This is a genomic window from Streptomyces sp. NPDC029044 (genome assembly GCF_040637495.1).
Lineage (GTDB): Bacteria > Actinomycetota > Actinomycetes > Streptomycetales > Streptomycetaceae > Streptomyces.
This window is the reverse complement of sequence record NZ_JBEZWN010000080.1, coordinates 14,356-30,594: the sequence shown is the minus strand read 5'-3', so window position 1 is coordinate 30,594 and position 16,239 is coordinate 14,356. Positions and strand designations below refer to the sequence as shown.

General features: G+C 72.1%; 17 protein-coding genes and 1 pseudogene. 8 read left to right on the top strand and 10 right to left on the bottom strand.

The window, feature by feature from the left end; translation table 11 throughout:
• Positions 1-200 precede the first annotated feature (200 nt).
• Positions 201-1,118 carry a LysR family transcriptional regulator gene (locus AB0E85_RS35625; protein WP_361936364.1) on the bottom strand — a complete coding sequence of 306 codons (918 nt, stop codon included), beginning with the start codon at positions 1,116-1,118 and terminating at the stop codon, positions 201-203.
• A gap of 118 nt (positions 1,119-1,236) precedes the next feature.
• On the opposite strand from AB0E85_RS35625, the gene mgrA reads away from it, so the two are divergent.
• Positions 1,237-2,229, top strand: coding sequence for an L-glyceraldehyde 3-phosphate reductase (gene mgrA / locus AB0E85_RS35620; RefSeq protein ID WP_361936367.1), 993 nt, complete (start codon positions 1,237-1,239; stop codon positions 2,227-2,229).
• A gap of 44 nt (positions 2,230-2,273) precedes the next feature.
• Here the strand turns inward: mgrA and AB0E85_RS35615 are convergent, their stop codons facing one another.
• Together AB0E85_RS35615 and AB0E85_RS35610 are read right to left on the bottom strand one after the other, a co-directional pair.
• On the bottom strand, positions 2,274-2,561 hold the full coding sequence (locus tag AB0E85_RS35615; protein WP_361936361.1) for a DUF1905 domain-containing protein: 288 nt from the start codon (positions 2,559-2,561) through the stop codon (positions 2,274-2,276).
• Between the two features lie 77 nt (positions 2,562-2,638).
• Positions 2,639-3,022, bottom strand: coding sequence for a nuclear transport factor 2 family protein (locus tag AB0E85_RS35610; RefSeq protein ID WP_361936358.1), 384 nt, complete (start codon positions 3,020-3,022; stop codon positions 2,639-2,641).
• Between the two features lie 338 nt (positions 3,023-3,360).
• Here AB0E85_RS35610 and AB0E85_RS35605 point away from each other — a divergent pair, with 338 nt between their 5' ends.
• The 4 genes and pseudogenes from AB0E85_RS35605 to AB0E85_RS35590 all read left to right on the top strand — a co-directional run bounded on the left by AB0E85_RS35605 (position 3,361) and on the right by AB0E85_RS35590 (position 8,829).
• Positions 3,361-3,771 (top strand): hypothetical protein, encoded by a 411-nt coding sequence (locus AB0E85_RS35605; protein WP_361936355.1) that lies wholly within the window; start codon positions 3,361-3,363, stop codon positions 3,769-3,771.
• Positions 3,772-3,829: 58 nt separating this feature from the next.
• The gene (locus tag AB0E85_RS35600; RefSeq protein WP_361936353.1) at positions 3,830-6,169 is read left to right on the top strand and encodes an FHA domain-containing protein; all 2,340 of its coding nucleotides are present in this window, start codon (positions 3,830-3,832) and stop codon (positions 6,167-6,169) included.
• A gap of 9 nt (positions 6,170-6,178) precedes the next feature.
• Positions 6,179-6,664, top strand: a pseudogene (locus tag AB0E85_RS35595) (hypothetical protein); the annotation flags it as partial.
• A gap of 1,166 nt (positions 6,665-7,830) precedes the next feature.
• A complete protein-coding gene (locus tag AB0E85_RS35590; protein WP_361936351.1) occupies positions 7,831-8,829 on the top strand; it encodes a serine/threonine-protein kinase in 999 nt (332 codons plus the stop codon).
• Positions 8,830-8,837: 8 nt separating this feature from the next.
• Here the strand turns inward: AB0E85_RS35590 and AB0E85_RS35585 are convergent, their stop codons facing one another.
• The gene (locus tag AB0E85_RS35585; protein WP_361936349.1) at positions 8,838-10,136 is read right to left on the bottom strand and encodes a streptophobe family protein; all 1,299 of its coding nucleotides are present in this window, start codon (positions 10,134-10,136) and stop codon (positions 8,838-8,840) included.
• 174 nt (positions 10,137-10,310) lie between these two features.
• On the opposite strand from AB0E85_RS35585, the gene AB0E85_RS35580 reads away from it, so the two are divergent.
• A complete protein-coding gene (locus AB0E85_RS35580) occupies positions 10,311-11,471 on the top strand; it encodes a DUF6777 domain-containing protein (protein WP_361936346.1) in 1,161 nt (386 codons plus the stop codon).
• Positions 11,472-11,498: 27 nt separating this feature from the next.
• On the opposite strand, the gene AB0E85_RS35575 is transcribed toward AB0E85_RS35580, so the two are convergent.
• Genes AB0E85_RS35575 through AB0E85_RS35565 form a run of 3 tightly spaced genes read right to left on the bottom strand, consistent with a single transcriptional unit; the run spans position 11,499 to position 12,633 of the window.
• Positions 11,499-11,915, bottom strand: a complete 417-nt coding sequence (locus AB0E85_RS35575) for a PRC-barrel domain-containing protein (protein ID WP_361936344.1) — start codon at positions 11,913-11,915, stop codon at positions 11,499-11,501.
• On the bottom strand, positions 11,912-12,496 hold the full coding sequence (locus AB0E85_RS35570; RefSeq protein ID WP_361936341.1) for a PRC-barrel domain-containing protein: 585 nt from the start codon (positions 12,494-12,496) through the stop codon (positions 11,912-11,914). The genes AB0E85_RS35575 and AB0E85_RS35570 overlap by 4 nt, the downstream gene beginning before the upstream one ends.
• Positions 12,493-12,633: a hypothetical protein gene (locus AB0E85_RS35565; RefSeq protein WP_184854332.1), complete on the bottom strand. Its 141-nt coding sequence runs from the start codon at positions 12,631-12,633 to the stop codon at positions 12,493-12,495. Before AB0E85_RS35565 ends, AB0E85_RS35570 begins: the two co-directional genes overlap by 4 nt.
• A 187-nt stretch (positions 12,634-12,820) precedes the next feature.
• Between AB0E85_RS35565 and AB0E85_RS35560 the strand changes: the two genes are divergently transcribed.
• A complete protein-coding gene (locus AB0E85_RS35560) occupies positions 12,821-13,285 on the top strand; it encodes an ATP-binding protein (RefSeq protein ID WP_361936338.1) in 465 nt (154 codons plus the stop codon).
• A 132-nt stretch (positions 13,286-13,417) separates the two neighbouring features.
• On the opposite strand, the gene AB0E85_RS35555 is transcribed toward AB0E85_RS35560, so the two are convergent.
• Positions 13,418-14,305: an RNA polymerase sigma factor SigF gene (locus AB0E85_RS35555; protein WP_062931250.1), complete on the bottom strand. Its 888-nt coding sequence runs from the start codon at positions 14,303-14,305 to the stop codon at positions 13,418-13,420.
• Between the two features lie 205 nt (positions 14,306-14,510).
• Here AB0E85_RS35555 and AB0E85_RS35550 point away from each other — a divergent pair, with 205 nt between their 5' ends.
• Positions 14,511-14,924, top strand: coding sequence for a helix-turn-helix transcriptional regulator (locus AB0E85_RS35550; RefSeq protein ID WP_361936335.1), 414 nt, complete (start codon positions 14,511-14,513; stop codon positions 14,922-14,924).
• An 18-nt stretch (positions 14,925-14,942) separates the two neighbouring features.
• Here the strand turns inward: AB0E85_RS35550 and AB0E85_RS35545 are convergent, their stop codons facing one another.
• Both AB0E85_RS35545 and AB0E85_RS35540 read right to left on the bottom strand, forming a co-directional pair.
• Positions 14,943-15,545 (bottom strand): ATP-dependent Clp protease proteolytic subunit, encoded by a 603-nt coding sequence (locus AB0E85_RS35545; RefSeq protein ID WP_062924954.1) that lies wholly within the window; start codon positions 15,543-15,545, stop codon positions 14,943-14,945.
• The gene (locus AB0E85_RS35540) at positions 15,545-16,186 is read right to left on the bottom strand and encodes an ATP-dependent Clp protease proteolytic subunit (RefSeq protein ID WP_361936332.1); all 642 of its coding nucleotides are present in this window, start codon (positions 16,184-16,186) and stop codon (positions 15,545-15,547) included. The genes AB0E85_RS35545 and AB0E85_RS35540 overlap by 1 nt, the downstream gene beginning before the upstream one ends.
• Positions 16,187-16,239 lie beyond the last annotated feature (53 nt).

The following is a 16,239-nucleotide window of genomic DNA, read 5'->3' as shown; positions in this document are numbered from 1 at the left end:
TCGGCTTCGTAACGTTCGTCTGTCAAGCCGAATGTTTCGTCCATTCCTCCCGTCCCTGTCCCGGTCGCAAGATTCAGCGTGCACGAGGGGTTGCCGCGCCGCGCAGCACGTTCCGTCGGGTGTGATCCGTCATCTCGCCCACTCCTGACCGCAGTTGCCTTCCGGGACGGTCACGAGTCTGCTGCGCGGGACGGATCGGGTCAGGAGGGGTGGACACCCTCCTGGGGTGGTGCCACACCCCCTGTTTCCAGCAGCGCCATCAGGGCCCGGGCCGCCGGACTGGTCGCCTGCTCGGGCGGCAGCAGGGCCACCGTCTCGTACACGGCCTCTCCGGCGCCCTTCACCGGCAGGGCGGTCAGCGAGGCGCGCTTGTGCCGGAAGTGGCGCGGCACGACGGCGATGCCGAGATTTTCGTCCACGAGGTCGAGGAGGCTGTGCACGTCGTTGACCTCCAGGGCGACGCTCCGGCGCACGCCCGCGGCGGCGAACGCCGCGTCGGTGGTACGCCGCGGCCCCCAGTCCGGATGGAAGTCGACGAAGACCTCACCGCCCAGATCCTCCGGCGTCACCGCGGTCCCGGCCGCCGCGAGCCGGTGGCTCGGATGGCACAGCACCGTCATCGGCTCGCTCGTCAGCGGCACCGCCCGCAGCTGGTCGGTGTCCTCCTGCGCGGTGCGCACGGCGAACGCCAGATCCAGGCGCCCGGCCGCGACCTCCTCAGCGAGGGCCCCCGCCCCCGCCTGCCGCAGACAGATCTCCACGTCCGGGTGACTCCGCCGGAACGCCGCCAGCAGCCCCGCCACGTGCACTCCGGCGATGCACTGTTCGGACCCGAGCGCGAGCATCCCGCGCAGCACGCCCTGCACCGCGGCCACCGCCTCGTGGGCCGAACGGACCTGCGCGAGGATCCGTTCCGCCTCACCCAGCAGCGCCCGCCCGGCCGGGGTGAGCGTCACCCGGCGGGTGGTCCGTACGAACAGCGGCGTCTGGAGCTCCCGCTCCAGCGCGCGGATGGACGCCGACAGGCCCGACTGGGAGACCAGGAGGCGCTCCGCCGCGCGGGTGAAGTGCTGGTCCTCGGCGACCGCGACGAAATGCTGCAAGTGGCGCAGTTCCATGACTGAGAAGCGTAGCCGCTGAATTCCATCGGATTCTTCTGTTGGACGCATGGGCGCAGGTCACGCCAGAGTGGACACCGGTTTCCCCTCCGACCGCGCCAACCCCTCTGGAGTCGCGTTGTACACCGCACACCCCGACCGCTACGCGGACATGCCCTACCGGCGCACCGGACGCAGCGGCCTGAAGCTCCCCGCGCTCTCGCTCGGTCTGTGGCACAACTTCGGCCCGGACCGGTCCGTCGAGACGCAGCGCGCCATCCTGCGCCGCGCCTTCGACCTCGGCGTCACCCACTTCGACCTCGCCAACAACTACGGCCCGCCGCCCGGCGCCGCCGAGTCCGCGCTGGGCGAGTTCCTGAAGACGGACTTCGCGCCGTACCGCGACGAGCTGGTGATCTCCACCAAGGCCGGCTACCTGATGTGGCCGGGCCCGTACGGCGAGTGGGGCTCGCGCAAGTACGTGCTGTCCTCGCTGGACCAGAGCCTGAAGCGGATGGGCCTGGACTACGTCGACGTCTTCTACTCGCACCGCCCCGACCCGGACACCCCGCTGGAGGAGACGATGGGGGCCCTGCACTCGGCGGTGCAGCAGGGCAAGGCGCTGTACGTCGGTGTCTCCAACTACTCCGCGCAGCAGACGCGCGACGCCGCCCGCATCCTGGGCGAGCTGGGCACCCCGCTCCTCATCCACCAGCCCCGCTACTCGATGCTGGACCGCCGCCCCGAGGACGAAGGGCTGCTGGACGCCCTCGACGAGCTCCAGGTCGGGTCCATCGTCTTCTCCCCGCTGGAGCAGGGCGTGCTCTCCGCCCGCTACCTCGACGGCATCCCCGAGGGCTCCCGGGCCGCGAGCGACAGCCCCTTCCTGAACTCCGACGCGCTCACCGAGGACCTGGTGGGCCGGCTGCGCGACCTGAACGACATCGCGAAGGGCCGCGGCCAGACCCTGGCCCAGATGGCACTGGCCTGGGTGCTGCGCGGCGGCCGGGTCACCTCCGCACTGGTCGGCGCGAGCAGCGCGCAGCAGATCGAGGACAGCGTGGGCGCCATCCGCAACCTGGACTTCGACACGGACGAACTGGCCCGGATCGACGCCATCGTCAAGCAGTAGCGAGGCCGGCCCGCCCGGGGGCGGACGCCCCCGGGCACGCACGGTCAGGAACCGAGCCGCTCCTTCAGGCGCACGGTCACCGTGTCACCCTCCTCCTTGCCGATGGCCTTGCGGACGTCGGCCTTCACGGGCAGCTTGTGCGTGCCGTCGCCCAGGGCCATGAACGAGCTGCGGAACGGATGCCCGTCGATCGTCCCGCGGACCTTGACCAGGCCGCGGGTGCCGAAGAACTCGACGGACCGGGGCCAGATCAGATAGGTCCAGCCGCCCTCGGCGGGGCTCTTGCGCAGGACGGCGGTGAACTCCGCGTCCAGGACTCCCGTGGTGGCCATGACATCCTCCGGTGCTCGGCGGCCTCTTCCTCACATCAGACCGCCGGCCACCGCGAAACTCATCGCGAGCGCCCGCTTCACGTCCCGGCGGGCACCCGGTCCAGGAATCCGAGCACGGCCTCGATCCGGCCCTGCGCGTCCAGGGTGATCACATCCGACCCGGCGACCGGCGCCGAGCCGTCGGCCGCGCTCACCAGCTCCCAGGAGAAGCGCGCGGTGTCGTGATGCCCGTCGACGCCACCGGCGAGCCGGAACGCGAACCCCGGGAACTGCTCGCGGGCGTCCGCGATCAGCGCGGCGATCTCCTCGTGGCCGCTGACGTCGGCCAGGGGGTCGGTGTAACCGCCCTCCTCGGTCCAGGCGGCGGCGACCGCTTTGGCGCGCGCCGCCGGGTCCTCGGCATTCCAGGCCTCGAAGTAGCGGGTGACGGCGTCCTCGTAGCGGTGGGCGGTCGTGGACATGGGCGGTCAGCCTCCTGAAGGTCGTCCCTGCTGGTCAGGGCCCGGATTCCGGTCGCGGTGAACCCGGTACGACCAGCTTGCCCGCGCCCGCCGGGGGCGTCGATTACCTGCGGAGTCATGGGCCGGCGCGGCAGTTCGCCGGATTTCGGCCAACGCGATGGGTGAATATGCCAGGAGAGTGGCCGGAAAGTCGTGGTGACAGTGATTCAGTAGTGAACATACTGACCTGCGAGAGCGCTTTTCACATCGAGCGACGGCGCCCTCACGCACAGCACGCGAGCCACAGGAGAAGTGAGGCCGGGCAAGGCGGACGGGCGGGGCGACGGGGGGAGGGTCACGTGCACGACGAGTTTCTGTGCCACGTCACGGCGTACGGGGTCTGCGACGGCCGCCGGATCGGAGTGCCCCTCGGTACGTACCGTGCACCCACCCTCGCTCTCGCCCTGTGGTGGCTGCGCGACCGCGCCTCCTGGATCGCCCAGCGCCTCGACCCCCAGCCCGACGCCGAGCACTTACCGCCGGGCGCGCTCGTGCCGGTCGTCCACACCGTGCCCGACGTGCCCGGGCTGCTGCGCGCCTGGTGCGCCGATCCGGCCCAGCAGGAGCGGGTCGCCGAGGAGTTGGCGGCCGGACGGCTGGTGCGCATCGCCACCAGCGACGACACCACCGAATACGAACTGCTCGCCGAGTCCGTGGACGCCCTGCGGATGCAGCGCACGGCACCCTTCGTCGGCACCTCCGTCGGCTGACCTGCCGCAGCCCCGCTCGCCCAGGCGCACAACAGGGCACATCGGTAGAATCTTGACCATGGCGCAACCCTCGGTAGCACCAGAACTCGTCCTGGAGACAGAGACGGGCAGCACCGTGATGATCCCGGGTCGTGACTACCACGTAGGGCGCGACCCGATGTGCGACATCGTCATCGACGACGACCGGGTCTCCTGGCACCACGCGGTGCTGAAGCCCGAGGACGGTCACTGGACCATCGAGGACGAGGACAGCACCAACGGCACCTACGCCGACGGCCGGCGCATCCACGAGTGGGACGTCGGGCCCGGCACCGTCATCCGCTTCGGCAATCCGGCCGACGGACCGCGCGTGACCCTGACGGGCCGCCCCACCCCCGCCCGACACGCCCCGGAACGCCCCTCCGCCGTCTCCATGCCCTCCCACACGGGCACCTACCGGCAGCCCACGACCGTAAGGCCGCTGCCCTCACGCACCGTCCGCATCGGCCGTGCCCCCGACAACGACCTGGTCATCGACGACCTCATCGTCTCCCGCCGGCACGCCGAACTGCGCGCGCTGGCCGACGGCACCTACGAGATCACCGACCTGGGCAGCCACAACGGCACGTACCTCAACGGCAGCCCCGTCACGAGCGCCCCGGTCGGGCCGGGCGACATCGTCGGCATCGGCCACTCGGCGTTCTGCCTCGTCGGCGACCAGCTCCAGGAGTACGTCGACACCGGCGAGGTCTCCCTCGACGTGCAGGACCTCGCGGTCGCCGTCGACCGCGGGCGCAAGACGCTCCTCGACCACGTGTCGTTCCCGGTGGGGGAGAAGTGCCTGCTCGCCGTCGTCGGCCCGAGCGGCGCCGGCAAGTCCACGCTTCTCAACGCCCTCACCGGTCAGCGGCCCGCCGGCCACGGCACCGTCCTCTACGACGGCCGCGACCTCTACCGCGACTACGCCGAGCTGCGCCAGCGCATCGGGCTCGTCCCGCAGGACGACATCCTGCACGCGCAGCTCACCGTCCGCAAAGCCCTCTCCTACGCCGCCGAACTGCGCTTCCCGCAGGACACCGCCAAGGCCGAGCGGCGCGCCCGGGTCGACGAGGTCATCCGCGAACTGGGCCTGGAACAGCGCGCCGACCAGCCCGTGCACAGCCTGTCCGGCGGCCAGCGCAAGCGCGTCAGCGTGGCCCTGGAGCTGCTGACGAAGCCGTCGCTGCTGTTCCTCGACGAGCCGACCTCCGGTCTCGACCCCGGTATGGACCGCTCGGTGATGCACATGCTGCGCGGCCTCGCCGACGACGGCCGCACCGTCATCGTCGTCACCCACAGCGTGCTCAGCCTCGACGTGTGCGACCGGCTCCTCGTGCTCGCGCCGGGCGGGAAGATCGCCTACTACGGGCCGCCCGAGGACGCCCTGGCCTTCTTCGGCTTCGCGGAGTGGCCGGAGGCCTTCGAAGCCTTCGACCGGGACACCGGCAGGGACTGGGCGGGGGAGTACCTCGCCTCGCCCTTCCACGGCCGCTATGTGGCCGACGCCTCCGCGCAGCCTCAGCAGCCCCGGTCCGAGCCCGTCGTCATCACCGCCCCGCCCCGGCCGCGCAGCCGCGGCGCCCAACTCGGCACGCTGGTACGCCGGTACGCGGCCGCGCTGAGCGCCGACCGCACCTTCCTGATCATCATGATCGCGCTGCCGTTCGTCATGGGAGCGATGGCCCGAGCCCTGGCGGGCGGCAAGCTGACCCTCGACACGGCGATGAACGCGCTGCTCATCCTGTGCGTGGGCGCGGTGCTCACCGGAGCCGCCAACGCCGTGCGCGAACTCGTCAAGGAACGTGTGATCTACCAGCGGGAACGTGCGGTGGGCCTGTCCAGATCGGCGTACCTGATGTCCAAGGTGATCGTGCTGGGCGTCATCACCGTCCTCCAGGCCGTGGTGCTGACGCTGGTCGCCCTGCTCGGCGTCGACCTCAACGCACCCGGCGGCGAAGGCGTGCTGATGCCGCCCCTGGTGGAGATCACGGTCGCCGTCGCCCTGCTGGCGTTCACCGCGATGATGCTCGGCCTGCTCGTCTCCGCGCTGGTGCGCAAGGAAGAGGTGACGATGCCGCTGCTGGTGCTCATCGCCATCGTGCAGGTCGTCTTCTGCGGGGCCCTGCTGAAACTGGCCGACACACCCGGGCTGGAGCAGCTGGGCTGGCTGGTGCCGGCGCGCTGGGCGCTGGCCGCGATGGCAGGCACCGTCGGACTGGCCCGGATCGTGCCCGACGATCTGACGAAGGACCCTCTCTTCGAGCACTCCGCGGGTACGTGGCTGCTGGACGTCGGGATGCTGGTGGTGCTGTCGGTGCTCTTCGGTTTCCTCGTCTCCCGGCTGCTGCGCCGGCACGAGCCGGCCGTGATGCGGAAGTAGGGAGCGCCCGTGACGACTCCCGGATTCCGGCCCACGCACGTCGTCCCGCAGCACGGGATGCCCGCCTGGGAGGTCCCCGACCCGTCCCGGCCAACGGTGGACCTGGACCCCCTGCTGCCGGTGCAGCTCCTGGAGCGGCAGGGTGACTGGGGGCACGTGCTGTGCTTCAACGGCTGGTCCGCCTGGGTGGACGGACGCCGCCTGGTCGCCGTACCGCAGGATCCGCCCGCGGCGGACGGGCCGCTCACCCGCGCCGCCGACCCGCGGCCGCTGCTGGGCCGGGCACAGGAAGCCCTGGCGCGCTACCGCTCCGCGGTGGAGGACCTCGCGGGCGGCCTCGACCGGGAGTCGTTCCGCGCCCGCACCCATGGCATGCGGATCGGTGTCGTCGTCGACGGCGAGTCCGTGTGGCTGTACGACTCAGCCCACGGGCACTGGGTGTACGCCGACGGCGCCAGGATGAGCACGTACGCGACGGACGAGACGCCCGCGGCCGGAGCGGCGTCCCACCCGGCGCAAGCGCCTGCGCGGCCCCCCACGCGGGCGGTGCCGCCCGAGGGCCCGGTGGGGACCACGCGCCGACCGGACGCGCGTCCGCCCGAGCCGCAGGGGGCTGCGCGGCCTGAGGCACCCGAGCCGGAGAACGCCGCGCGGCCTGAGACACCCGAGCCGGAGAACGCCCCGCCCGCGGATGCGCCTGCGCCGATGCGGGCTGACCGTGCGGATGCGCCTGCGCCGATGAGGGCTGAGCCTGCGGATGCGCCTGCGCCGATGCGGGCTGAGCCTGCGAGGGTGCCTGCGCTGAAGAGAGCTGAGCCCGCCGTGGCACCTGAACCGACCCGGGTGGTTGCAGCGGGGACCCCGGAGCCCGCACGGAGCACGCCTCCTCCTCAGGAGAGCCCTGAGCCGACGCGGGTGGTGCCCGCGGAGGCGCCCGATCCGACCCGGGTGGTGCCTGTTGAGGGGCCTGAGCCGACCAGGGTGGTGCCTGGCGAGGCTCCTGAGCCGACGCGGGTGGTGGCGCCTGAGGTTGCGGAGTCCGCCGGGGTGGGGTCTTCGGGGGCTCCTGAGCCGACCAGGGTGGTGCCTGTTGAGGGGCCTGAGCCGACCAGGGTGGTGCCTGGCGAGGCTCCTGAGCCGACGCGGGTGGTGCCTGTTGAGGGGCCTGAGCCGACGCGGGTGGTGGCGCCGGAGGCTGCGGAGTCCGCCGAGGCTGAGGCGGTCGAGCCGACCCGGTTGGTGTCCCCGGAGGATCCCGAGCCCGCCCGGGCGGTGCCCGCGGAGGGTCCTGAGCCGACCCGCGTGGTGTCCCCCGAGGCACCTGAGCCCACCCGGGGAGCGCCTACCGAGGAGCCTCGGTCCACAGGCGTGGTGTCCTCCGAGGCACCTGAGCCCACCCGGGGAGCGCCTACCGAGGAGCCTCGGTCCACAGGCGTGGTGTCCTCCGAGGCACCTGAGTCCACCCGGGGAGCGCGTCCCGAGGGGCCTCAGCCCACCCGCGTGGTGTCCCCCGACACCCCTGAGCCCAGCGGGGTCGTGGCTGCCGACGCCCCCGAACCCACCCGCGTCGTGTCCCGCGAGGACCGGGACGGGGAGGGAGAGGCGGACCGGCCCGCCGGGGCGGCGCCCACGCGGGTCGTCCCGCCCGGGGGTGACGGGCGTTGAACCGGGAGACGAGCCTGTTCTCGGGGCGGCCCTCCGAGCTGATCGGGCAGCAGATCGCCGGGTACCGGATCGAGCAGGAGATCGGGCGCGGCGGCATGGCCGTCGTCTACCGGGCCCGCGACCTGCGCCTGGAACGCACCGTCGCCCTGAAGCTGCTCGCCCCGGAACTCGCCCGCAACGACACCTTCCGCCGCCGGTTCACCCACGAGTCCCGGGCCGCCGCGGCGATCGACCACCCGCACATCGTGCCGGTGTTCGAGGCCGGTGAGACGGACGGCGTGCTGTACATCGCCATGCGGTACGTCGCCGGCAGCGACCTGCGGCACGTCCTCGACCGCGAGGGCCCGATGCCGCCCGTCACCGCCGTGCGCGTCGCCGCCCAGGTCGCCTCCGCGCTCGACGCGGCCCACGACCACGGACTGGTGCACCGCGACGTCAAGCCCGGCAACATCCTGGTCTCCCGCGGCACCGACAGCGACCACCCCGAGCACGTCTACCTCACCGACTTCGGCCTGACGAAGAAGTCGCTGTCGCTGACCGGCTTCACCACCGTCGGCCAGTTCGTCGGCACGCTCGACTACGTCTCTCCCGAGCAGATCTCCGGCAAGCCGGTCGACGCCCGCTGCGACGTGTACGGGTTCGCCTGCGTCGTCTTCGAGACCCTGGCCGGCCATCCGCCCTTCCTCCGCGACGACGACATGGCCCTGCTCTGGGCCCACCAGTACGACGAACCGCCACCGCTGACCGAGGACCGGCCCGACCTCGACGCCCGGGTCGACCCCGTCTTCGCGCAGGCCCTCGCCAAGAGCCCCGACGACCGGTACCCGTCCTGCCTCGCCTTCGTCGCCGCACTGCGCGCCGCGACGACCGGCGGCGGGAAGGGCGGCGCCACGAGACAGCCCACGCGAGTGGACCGGCAGCTGCCGGGCGTGGGGGAGGAGCGGCCCAAGCCCCCGCCGCGCTGGGCCGAACCGGTCTTCGTGGAGCGGACGTAGAACGGGCGTCAGCCCTCGCTGTCGGAACGCACCTCGCCGCGCCGCCGTACGTGCCGGGCCAGCAGCGCCCCGGCGAAGCCGGTCACCAGCCCCCACGGGACGGCGAGGCCGACGGCCCCCCACAGCTTGGGTCTCAGGAACAGCTCGCCCCCCAGTCCGCCGCCCAGATCCCCGATGCCGAGCACGGACAGGCCGTAGTGCGCGGAGATGCGTCCCACGAGGCAGATCATGAACACCGTCAGCACCAGGGCGACCGCCATGTGCACCGCGTGCTGCCAGGCGCGCACCCGGGCCGGCGACCGGGCCGCCATCACGAACGCGGCTCCCAGCAGCAGCACGACGTCGACGACCAGCAGCCACCACACCCGGCCGTCGTGCTCGGCCAGGGTGCGCAGGTTGAGTTCGGAGATGTCCGGGGTGCGCAGCACCTCGTCGAGCACCTGCGGCATGGGCAGCCCGAACGGGCCTTCCACCCGGCCGTTCCAGGTGGCGCCGAGTCCGATCGTCAGCGCCGGCCACACCAGGTTGGGGAGGCCGAGCAGGATCACGGCGAACGTCTCCCGCGCGTGCCCCTTGGTCGCCGCGACGATCAGGGCGATGACCACGCCGATGGCGACACAGGCCAGCAGCAGTGCGACCATCGCGTACGCGGCCGGCCGCACCGACGCCTGGAAGCGCAACAGCCCCGGGGGCAACGGGGCCCCGCGCGACACCAGCAGCGCCAGCACCAGCACACCGGCCAGCCACACCACCCCGACGAACACGGACAGCGGAACGTCCGTGGTGAAGCCGACCTTCGGCGACGCGCCGAACAGGTCGCCCAGTTCACCCAGTGTGTCGTCCCCGAGGGAGATGTCGAAGGTGTGACGGGCGGCGAGCGTCAGGCCGATCAGCGCCAGCAGCCACAGCGCCGCCACCCGGCCGGCCCACCCGGCCAGTTCCCTGGCACCGGCGACGGCGCGGTGCCGCAGCGGCCGCAGGAACCCCCAGGCGATCACCAGCGCCCCCGTCAGCGTGACGGACAACGGAATCACCGTCAGGCCCGCCTGCGTCTCGGCGAGATCCCCCGCGCTTCCGGTGAGCTTCACCGTGCCGCCCACCGCGGTGACCATCGTGGCCGCGACGACGGGGGCGAAGGAACCGTCCGGAAGATCCGCGGCCCCGGCCGCCCACAGACCCAGGCCGGCCACCACCGCCATGGCGAGCAGCCCGCCGAGCACCGTGACGAGGGCATGCGCCCAGCCGTGGCGGGCGACGGCCCGCTCGCCGGAGGTGCGTGCCTGGCCGGAGGGGGTGCGCGAACTCACGCTGTCACGCTAAGCAGCCGCCGCGCCGGCCGCCCGCCGGAGAGGTCCGTCCGCGTCGGCTTGCGGGGCGTACGGGACCAGAGCACACAATGAACATGTAGTGGAACAAGCGGCATATACCGGGATCAACCGTCCGGGTGGAGGCCGCAGAGAACCCACGCGGGAGAAGAACTCGTGAGCGTCGATCCGCCGTCGTCCGGCCGCCCCACAGGACCTCCCTCGGGCCCGCTGTCGGGCCCCTCCCAACCACCGCCGGGCGGCGGCCCGCCCGCGGAGCCGCCCACCGGAGGCGGCAGGGAGCCGGAGCCCCGCCGGCCGTGGTGGGGGTCCGTGCCGCGCGTCGCGATCATCGCCACCGCGGTGGTGGCCGCCGTCATCCTGGCCGTGGTGCTCTCCCGGCCCGACAACGGCGGCACCGGCGCGTCCGACGGCGGTACCAGCACCTCCAGCGGTGAGGTCTTCCTCCAGCCCGCCGCGGACACCGGCCCCGACGCGTTCACCGAGTCGACGGCCGAGGAGAAGAGTTCCGCCTCGCCGGTCTCGCCCTCGGGTGCCACCGAGTCGGCACCGCAGAACGCCGTCCGGGGCGTGAACGGTGACGCGCCCGGCCTGTACGGCGGCACCCGCAACGTCGCCAGCTGTGACGTGGAGAAGCAGATCACGTACCTCGGGGAGGCCCCGGACAAGCAGCGCGCGTTCGCCTCGGTCGCCCGGATCGAGCCGTCCGAGGTCCCCTCCTACCTGCGCTCGCTCACGCCCGTGCAGCTCCGCATGGACACCCGCGTCACCAACCACGGTTACAAGGACGGCGCCCCCACCAGTTACCAGGCCGTCCTCCAGGCCCGCACGGCCGTCCTGGTCGACGACCGCGGCGTGCCCCGGGTGCGGTGCGCGTGCGGCAACCCGCTGTCCCCGCCGGTGGCCCAGCAGAGCGCGCCCAGGACGACCGGCGAGGCGTGGCCGGGCTACAAGTCGTCGAACGTCGTCATGGTGACGCCGGCCCCGGAGCCGGTCGACGCCTTCGTGATGTGCGAACCGGACGGCGAGTGGTTCGAGCGCCAGCCGGGCGACACGGGCAAGAAGGACCACAAGACCAAGAAGCCCGCCAAGCCCTCCCCGTCGGCGAGCGTCACCACACCCACGGCACCGCCCGACACGACGTCGTCGCAGCCGCCCACCAGTGAACCGCCGACCTCGGACACCGACACGACCGGGCCGACGACGGACGAGCCGCCGACGTCCGACACCGAGCAGCCCCCGCCCGACACCGGCACCGGAAGCGACACCGGAAGCGACACCGGCGGCGGCACGACGGAACAGGCCCCGGCCTCCTGACCGGGGCGGCCCCCCGGCCCGGCCGGTTCAGGCGGCGCGGACCACCAGGGCGTAGTCCCCGAGCCCGAGCAGCCGGTCGGCCGGCAGGTCGCCGTGGGCGGTGACGACCGCCTCGATGCGGCCCGTCTCCGGTTCGAACGCCACATCCCGCACCGTGCCGAGTGTGTCGCCCGTCTCGGTGAGGATCCGCAGACCCGGCAGCTCGTGGTGCGGCGGCACCTCGGCCGGTTCGGCGGTCGTACGGACCAGCACCGCGTCCGGGCCGACGGCATGCAGCGCGCCCCAGCCCAGCACGGTCTCCTTGCGGGAGTGCCGGCTCCGCACCCGGACGTGGGTGACCACGCCGGAGGCGGCGTCGACCGTCAGCGACCTCAGGGCGCCCACCTCCTCCGCATCGGCCAGCGTCAGCACCGGCAGGCCCCGCGCCTCGGAGAACAGCATCATGACGCCGTCCCCTCCCGCCCGGCCCGGAAGGCACCCACCCGGGCGACGAAGGCCGGCAGGTCGTCGGCGACATAGCGGGTGGCGTCCGCCGGGATGACCAGCGCCCGGCCGGAGACGGCGAGTGTCTCGCCGCGCGGTACGTACACCCGGTGCCGACGGCGCCTGGAACCCTGCACCAGTGCCTTGCCGGCGGCGATCCGGAACCCCACGACCCGGCCGCTGGCCCCGCCCTCGACGATCACGTCGAGCACGGTGCCGACCTCGGCACCCTCGTCGGTCAGCACCTTCGCGTGCAGCACCCGGCCCTGCTGTGCCTCGCGGCGGGCCACCACGACGGACGTGTCCTGGAGCGCGAGGGCATCGCGGATCATGACCGCGTGCGGACCCAGCGCATGCACCGCCGACCAGGGCAGGCTCTGCTTCAGCGGACCCGAGAGCAGGCCCCGGCCGCTGAGTGTGAAACCGGTGATCCGGCCGGCGGCGGCGTCGAAGACGGTGTCCTTGACCTGGGCGACGGCCTCCCCGCCCAGGGTGACCACCGGCAGGGTCGTCAGGCTCCGCGCAGCCAGCAGCTCGTTCATCGCAGGCTCTTTCCGCCGGGGCGGCGCCGGACCGCGATGACGGTTCCCGACCGGCGGCCCGCCTGAACCGCGAGTGTCACCACCGCGACGGCGGCGAGCGCCGCGATCACCACGACCAGCCATGTCCACCAGGCCACCGCGCACCTCCGGCGATCCGGCCCGGCCGCCCTCGGCCGGTCCTGATTCCTTCCGGGTGCCCCGCGAAGGGGGGACAATGCCCGGGTCATCGAATGGGGGAGAATCTGTCAGGACTGTGAAGGCCGGCTCGGGGTACGAGCACTGGTGCAGAGCGTCCGGCCAGTCCGGCTTCCCAGAGAGAAAAGAATGATCGACCACCTGGACGGGGCAGTGATACCGACTGGTTTCGACGTGCCCGTGGAACCGCTGAGGCGGGCGGCACACTACACCGGTGAGCAGGGATGCATCGCCGAGGCGCGGTCCTTCGCCGCGCTCTTTCTCGACCAGCTCAGGACCGAGTGGTGCGCGCGGATCGACGAGCGGGTCGACGGTGCCGTACTGCTGGTGGTGAGCGAGCTGGTCACCAACGCCGACCGGCACAGCAACGGGCCGTACATCCTGGAGCTCGTCGGCACCGACAGCGCCGTGACGGTGTCGGTGTACGACAGCAGCTCCGCGCTGCCCCGCATCTTCCCGCGCAACCCCGAGCGCATCGGCCGGCACGGCCTGGAGATCGTCCACGCGCTCGCGGAGCAGGTCAGCGTGGAGCGGGTGCCGGTGGGCAAGCGGGTGCGCGCGGTTCTGCCGCTTTCCGAAGCAACCCAGGGGTGAACCGTCCGGGTGAGATGCGTCACCCGGAAGGAACCCGATCACAGTAACGAACGCAGTAACGTCCGAACGCAGTAACGGGTGCCGCCCCACTCCCGCATGGGGGACGGCACCCGCTGGTCGTGCGGCGGTGTGTCAGGCGCAGCCCAGTTCGCCCAGCATGCCCTCGCGCAGCCGCGTGATGATCCGCTTGATCAGGCGGGAGACGTGCATCTGAGAGCAGCCGAGCCGCTCGCCGATCTCCGCCTGGGTGGCCTCCTCCACGAACCGCATGTGGATGATCTGCCGGTCGCGCTCGCTCAGCTCCGCCATGAGCGGGGCGAGTGAGTGGAAGTCCTCGACGAGCCGCAGCCCGTCCTCCTCCACGCCGATGAAGTCGGCCAGGACCGCCTCGCCGCTCTCCGGGCCGTCGCCGGTGAGGGCGGCGTCCAGGGATGACGAGTTGTACCCGTTCGCCGCGATCTGTCCCTCGACGACCTGGCGCTCGGAGATGTTCATCAGGGTGGCCAGTTCGGCGACCGTCGGTTCGCGGTCCAGCCGGCTGGCGAGTTCCTCGCGCGCCTTGGCCAGCTCCACGCGCAGCTCCTGGAGCCGCCGCGGCACGTGGACCGCCCACGTCGTGTCACGGAAGAAGCGCTTGATCTCGCCGACGATGTACGGCAGCGCGAAAGACGTGAACTCGACCTCGCGCGAGAGCTCGAACCGGTCGATGGCCTTGATCAGGCCGATCATGCCGGTCTGGACGATGTCCTCCATGTCGTCACCGCGGCCACGGAACCGGCCGGCCGCGAAGCGCACGAGCGACATGTTCATCTCGATGAGGGTGTTGCGCGCGTACTGGTATTCGTGCGTGCCCTCTTCGAGTTCCGTCAGGCGCTGGAAGAACTGGCGGGACAGCTCCCTGGCGTCCCGCGGGGCCACGGACCGCGGGTCCACGACGCCCGGCAGTGCTCCGTCACCCGCGCTGGCCTCGGTGTTCTCTTCGACGACCTGTGCCTTCGACCGGATCACGGCGGTCTCCATTACCTCTCCCACGAACGTCACGGCGGACATCTGCATAGGTACTCCCGAGTTGCGGGTACCCGGGTCGACGCGCACCATGCCCCGCTATTTTTCCATGGGCGAAATCGGGCGGAATGTCCCCCTCCGTCGGTGGGGGCGCGTGATTCCACCCAGGGCGGAACGCCGGACTCTTCCCCTGGCGGCGAGGATTCCCAAGGCTGGAGCGGTGAGCAACCACCTGCCGAACGAAGCCCGTGTCATCCCTCTGCGCCCGCACGGCGCGCGCCCCGCCGGAGCGCCGCCACGCCAGGCGCCGCCGGCCCCCGCGGCCAAGGAGCCGCTGTGGCGGGACCTGGTCGGGGGCGTGCTGCGCCGGGAACGTCTGGCACAGGAGCGCACCCTGAAGGACGTCGCCGACGAGGCGCGGATCTCCATGCCCTACCTGTCCGAGGTGGAGCGCGGCCGCAAGGAGGCCTCCTCGGAGGTCCTCGCGGCCGCCGCCCACGCCCTCGGACTGAACCTCGGCGACCTGCTGACGAGGGCACAGGGCGAACTGACCCGCGTCGGCTCGCGCTACGCGGGCGCGGGCCGCCGCAGGGCGTCCACCTCGTCCCACGACGGACTGTGCCTGGCCGCCTGAGCCGTACCGGCCGGCGCCTCAGACCCTCGCGAGGCGCCGGCTGAGCACTTCGTCCGCGAGCCCGTAGCCCACCGCCTCCTGCGCGGTGAACACCTTGTCGCGGTCCATGTCGGCGCGCAGGGCCGCCACGTCGTGATGGGTGTGCCGCGCCAGCACCTCCTCCACCTGGGAGCGGATCCGCACCATCTCCTTGGCCTGGAGCGCCAGGTCGGACACCATGCCGCGCTGCCCGCCGGCGGCCGGCTGGCCGAGCAGCACCCGGGAGTGCTCCAGCACGAACCGCCGCCCCGGATCCCCGCCGGCCAGCAGCACCGCCGCCGTGGAGGCCGCCTGCCCGACGCAGAACGTGGAGATCGGCGCCTGCACGAACGTCATGGTGTCGTAGATGGCCATCAGCGAAGTGAACGAGCCGCCCGGGGAGTTGATGTAGATCGCGATCTCGCTCTCCGGGGACGACGACTCCAGGTGGAGGAGCTGGGCGATGACGACGTTGGCGACGCCGTCGTCGATCTCGGTGCCGAGGAAGATGATCCGCTCGGACAGCAGCCGGCTGAACACGTCGTAGGACCGCTCGCCCTGCGGGGTGCGCTCGACGACGTTCGGAATCGTGTACGAACCCATCACTGGAGCCCCATCCTGCGCCGGGTGGCCGCCGGGCGGACGTCCGCGAGGGACTCCACCACCCGGTCGACCATGCCGTACTCGCGGGCCTCCTCGGCCGTGAACCAGCGGTCCCGGTCGCCGTCCCGGGAGATGGTCTCCTCGCTCTGACCGGTGTGCTCGGCGGTGATCCGCTCGATGGTCCGCTTGGTGAACTCCAGGTTCTCCGCCTGGATCTCGATGTCGGCGGTGGTGCCGCCGATCCCCGCCGACGGCTGGTGCATCATGATCCGCGCGTTCGGCAGGGCGTAGCGCTTGCCCGGCGCGCCGACGCTCAGCAGGAACTGGCCCATGCTGGCCGCGAACCCCATGGCCAGCGTGGCGACGTCGTTCGGGATGAGCCGCATCGTGTCGTAGATGGCGAGGCCCGCGTGCACCCCGCCGCCCGGACTGTTGATGTACAGGCTGATGTCGGTGTGGGCGTCCTCCGCGGACAGGATGAGCAGCTGGGAGCAGACCCGGTTGGCGGAGACCTCGTCGACCTGGGTGCCCAGCAGCACGATGCGCTGCGCGAGCAGCTGGGCGGCCAGATGGTCGTCGAAGCGGGACGGAGGGGTGTCGCCCTCCTCCGCCCGCGGGGCGAGCGTCGTGAGTGGATTCATCGGTTCTCCTCGTCGTGGCGGCGAGCGCCGTGGGGTTGTGCCGTCGACTCCAC

Excerpts from the sequence above, each read along its gene's own strand:
- AB0E85_RS35625 (WP_361936364.1), bottom strand. The coding sequence starts at position 1,118 with ATGGAACTGCGCCACTTGCAGCATTTCGTCGCGGTCGCCGAGGACCAG.
- AB0E85_RS35615 (WP_361936361.1), bottom strand. The coding sequence starts at position 2,561 with ATGGCCACCACGGGAGTCCTGGACGCGGAGTTCACCGCCGTCCTGCGC.
- AB0E85_RS35610 (WP_361936358.1), bottom strand. The coding sequence starts at position 3,022 with ATGTCCACGACCGCCCACCGCTACGAGGACGCCGTCACCCGCTACTTC.
- AB0E85_RS35600 (WP_361936353.1), top strand. The coding sequence starts at position 3,830 with ATGGCGCAACCCTCGGTAGCACCAGAACTCGTCCTGGAGACAGAGACG.
- AB0E85_RS35575 (WP_361936344.1), bottom strand. The coding sequence starts at position 11,915 with ATGATGCTGTTCTCCGAGGCGCGGGGCCTGCCGGTGCTGACGCTGGCC.
- AB0E85_RS35570 (WP_361936341.1), bottom strand. The coding sequence starts at position 12,496 with ATGAACGAGCTGCTGGCTGCGCGGAGCCTGACGACCCTGCCGGTGGTC.
- AB0E85_RS35560 (WP_361936338.1), top strand. The coding sequence starts at position 12,821 with ATGATCGACCACCTGGACGGGGCAGTGATACCGACTGGTTTCGACGTG.
- AB0E85_RS35555 (WP_062931250.1), bottom strand. The coding sequence starts at position 14,305 with ATGGAGACCGCCGTGATCCGGTCGAAGGCACAGGTCGTCGAAGAGAAC.
- AB0E85_RS35545 (WP_062924954.1), bottom strand. The coding sequence starts at position 15,545 with ATGGGTTCGTACACGATTCCGAACGTCGTCGAGCGCACCCCGCAGGGC.
- AB0E85_RS35540 (WP_361936332.1), bottom strand. The coding sequence starts at position 16,186 with ATGAATCCACTCACGACGCTCGCCCCGCGGGCGGAGGAGGGCGACACC.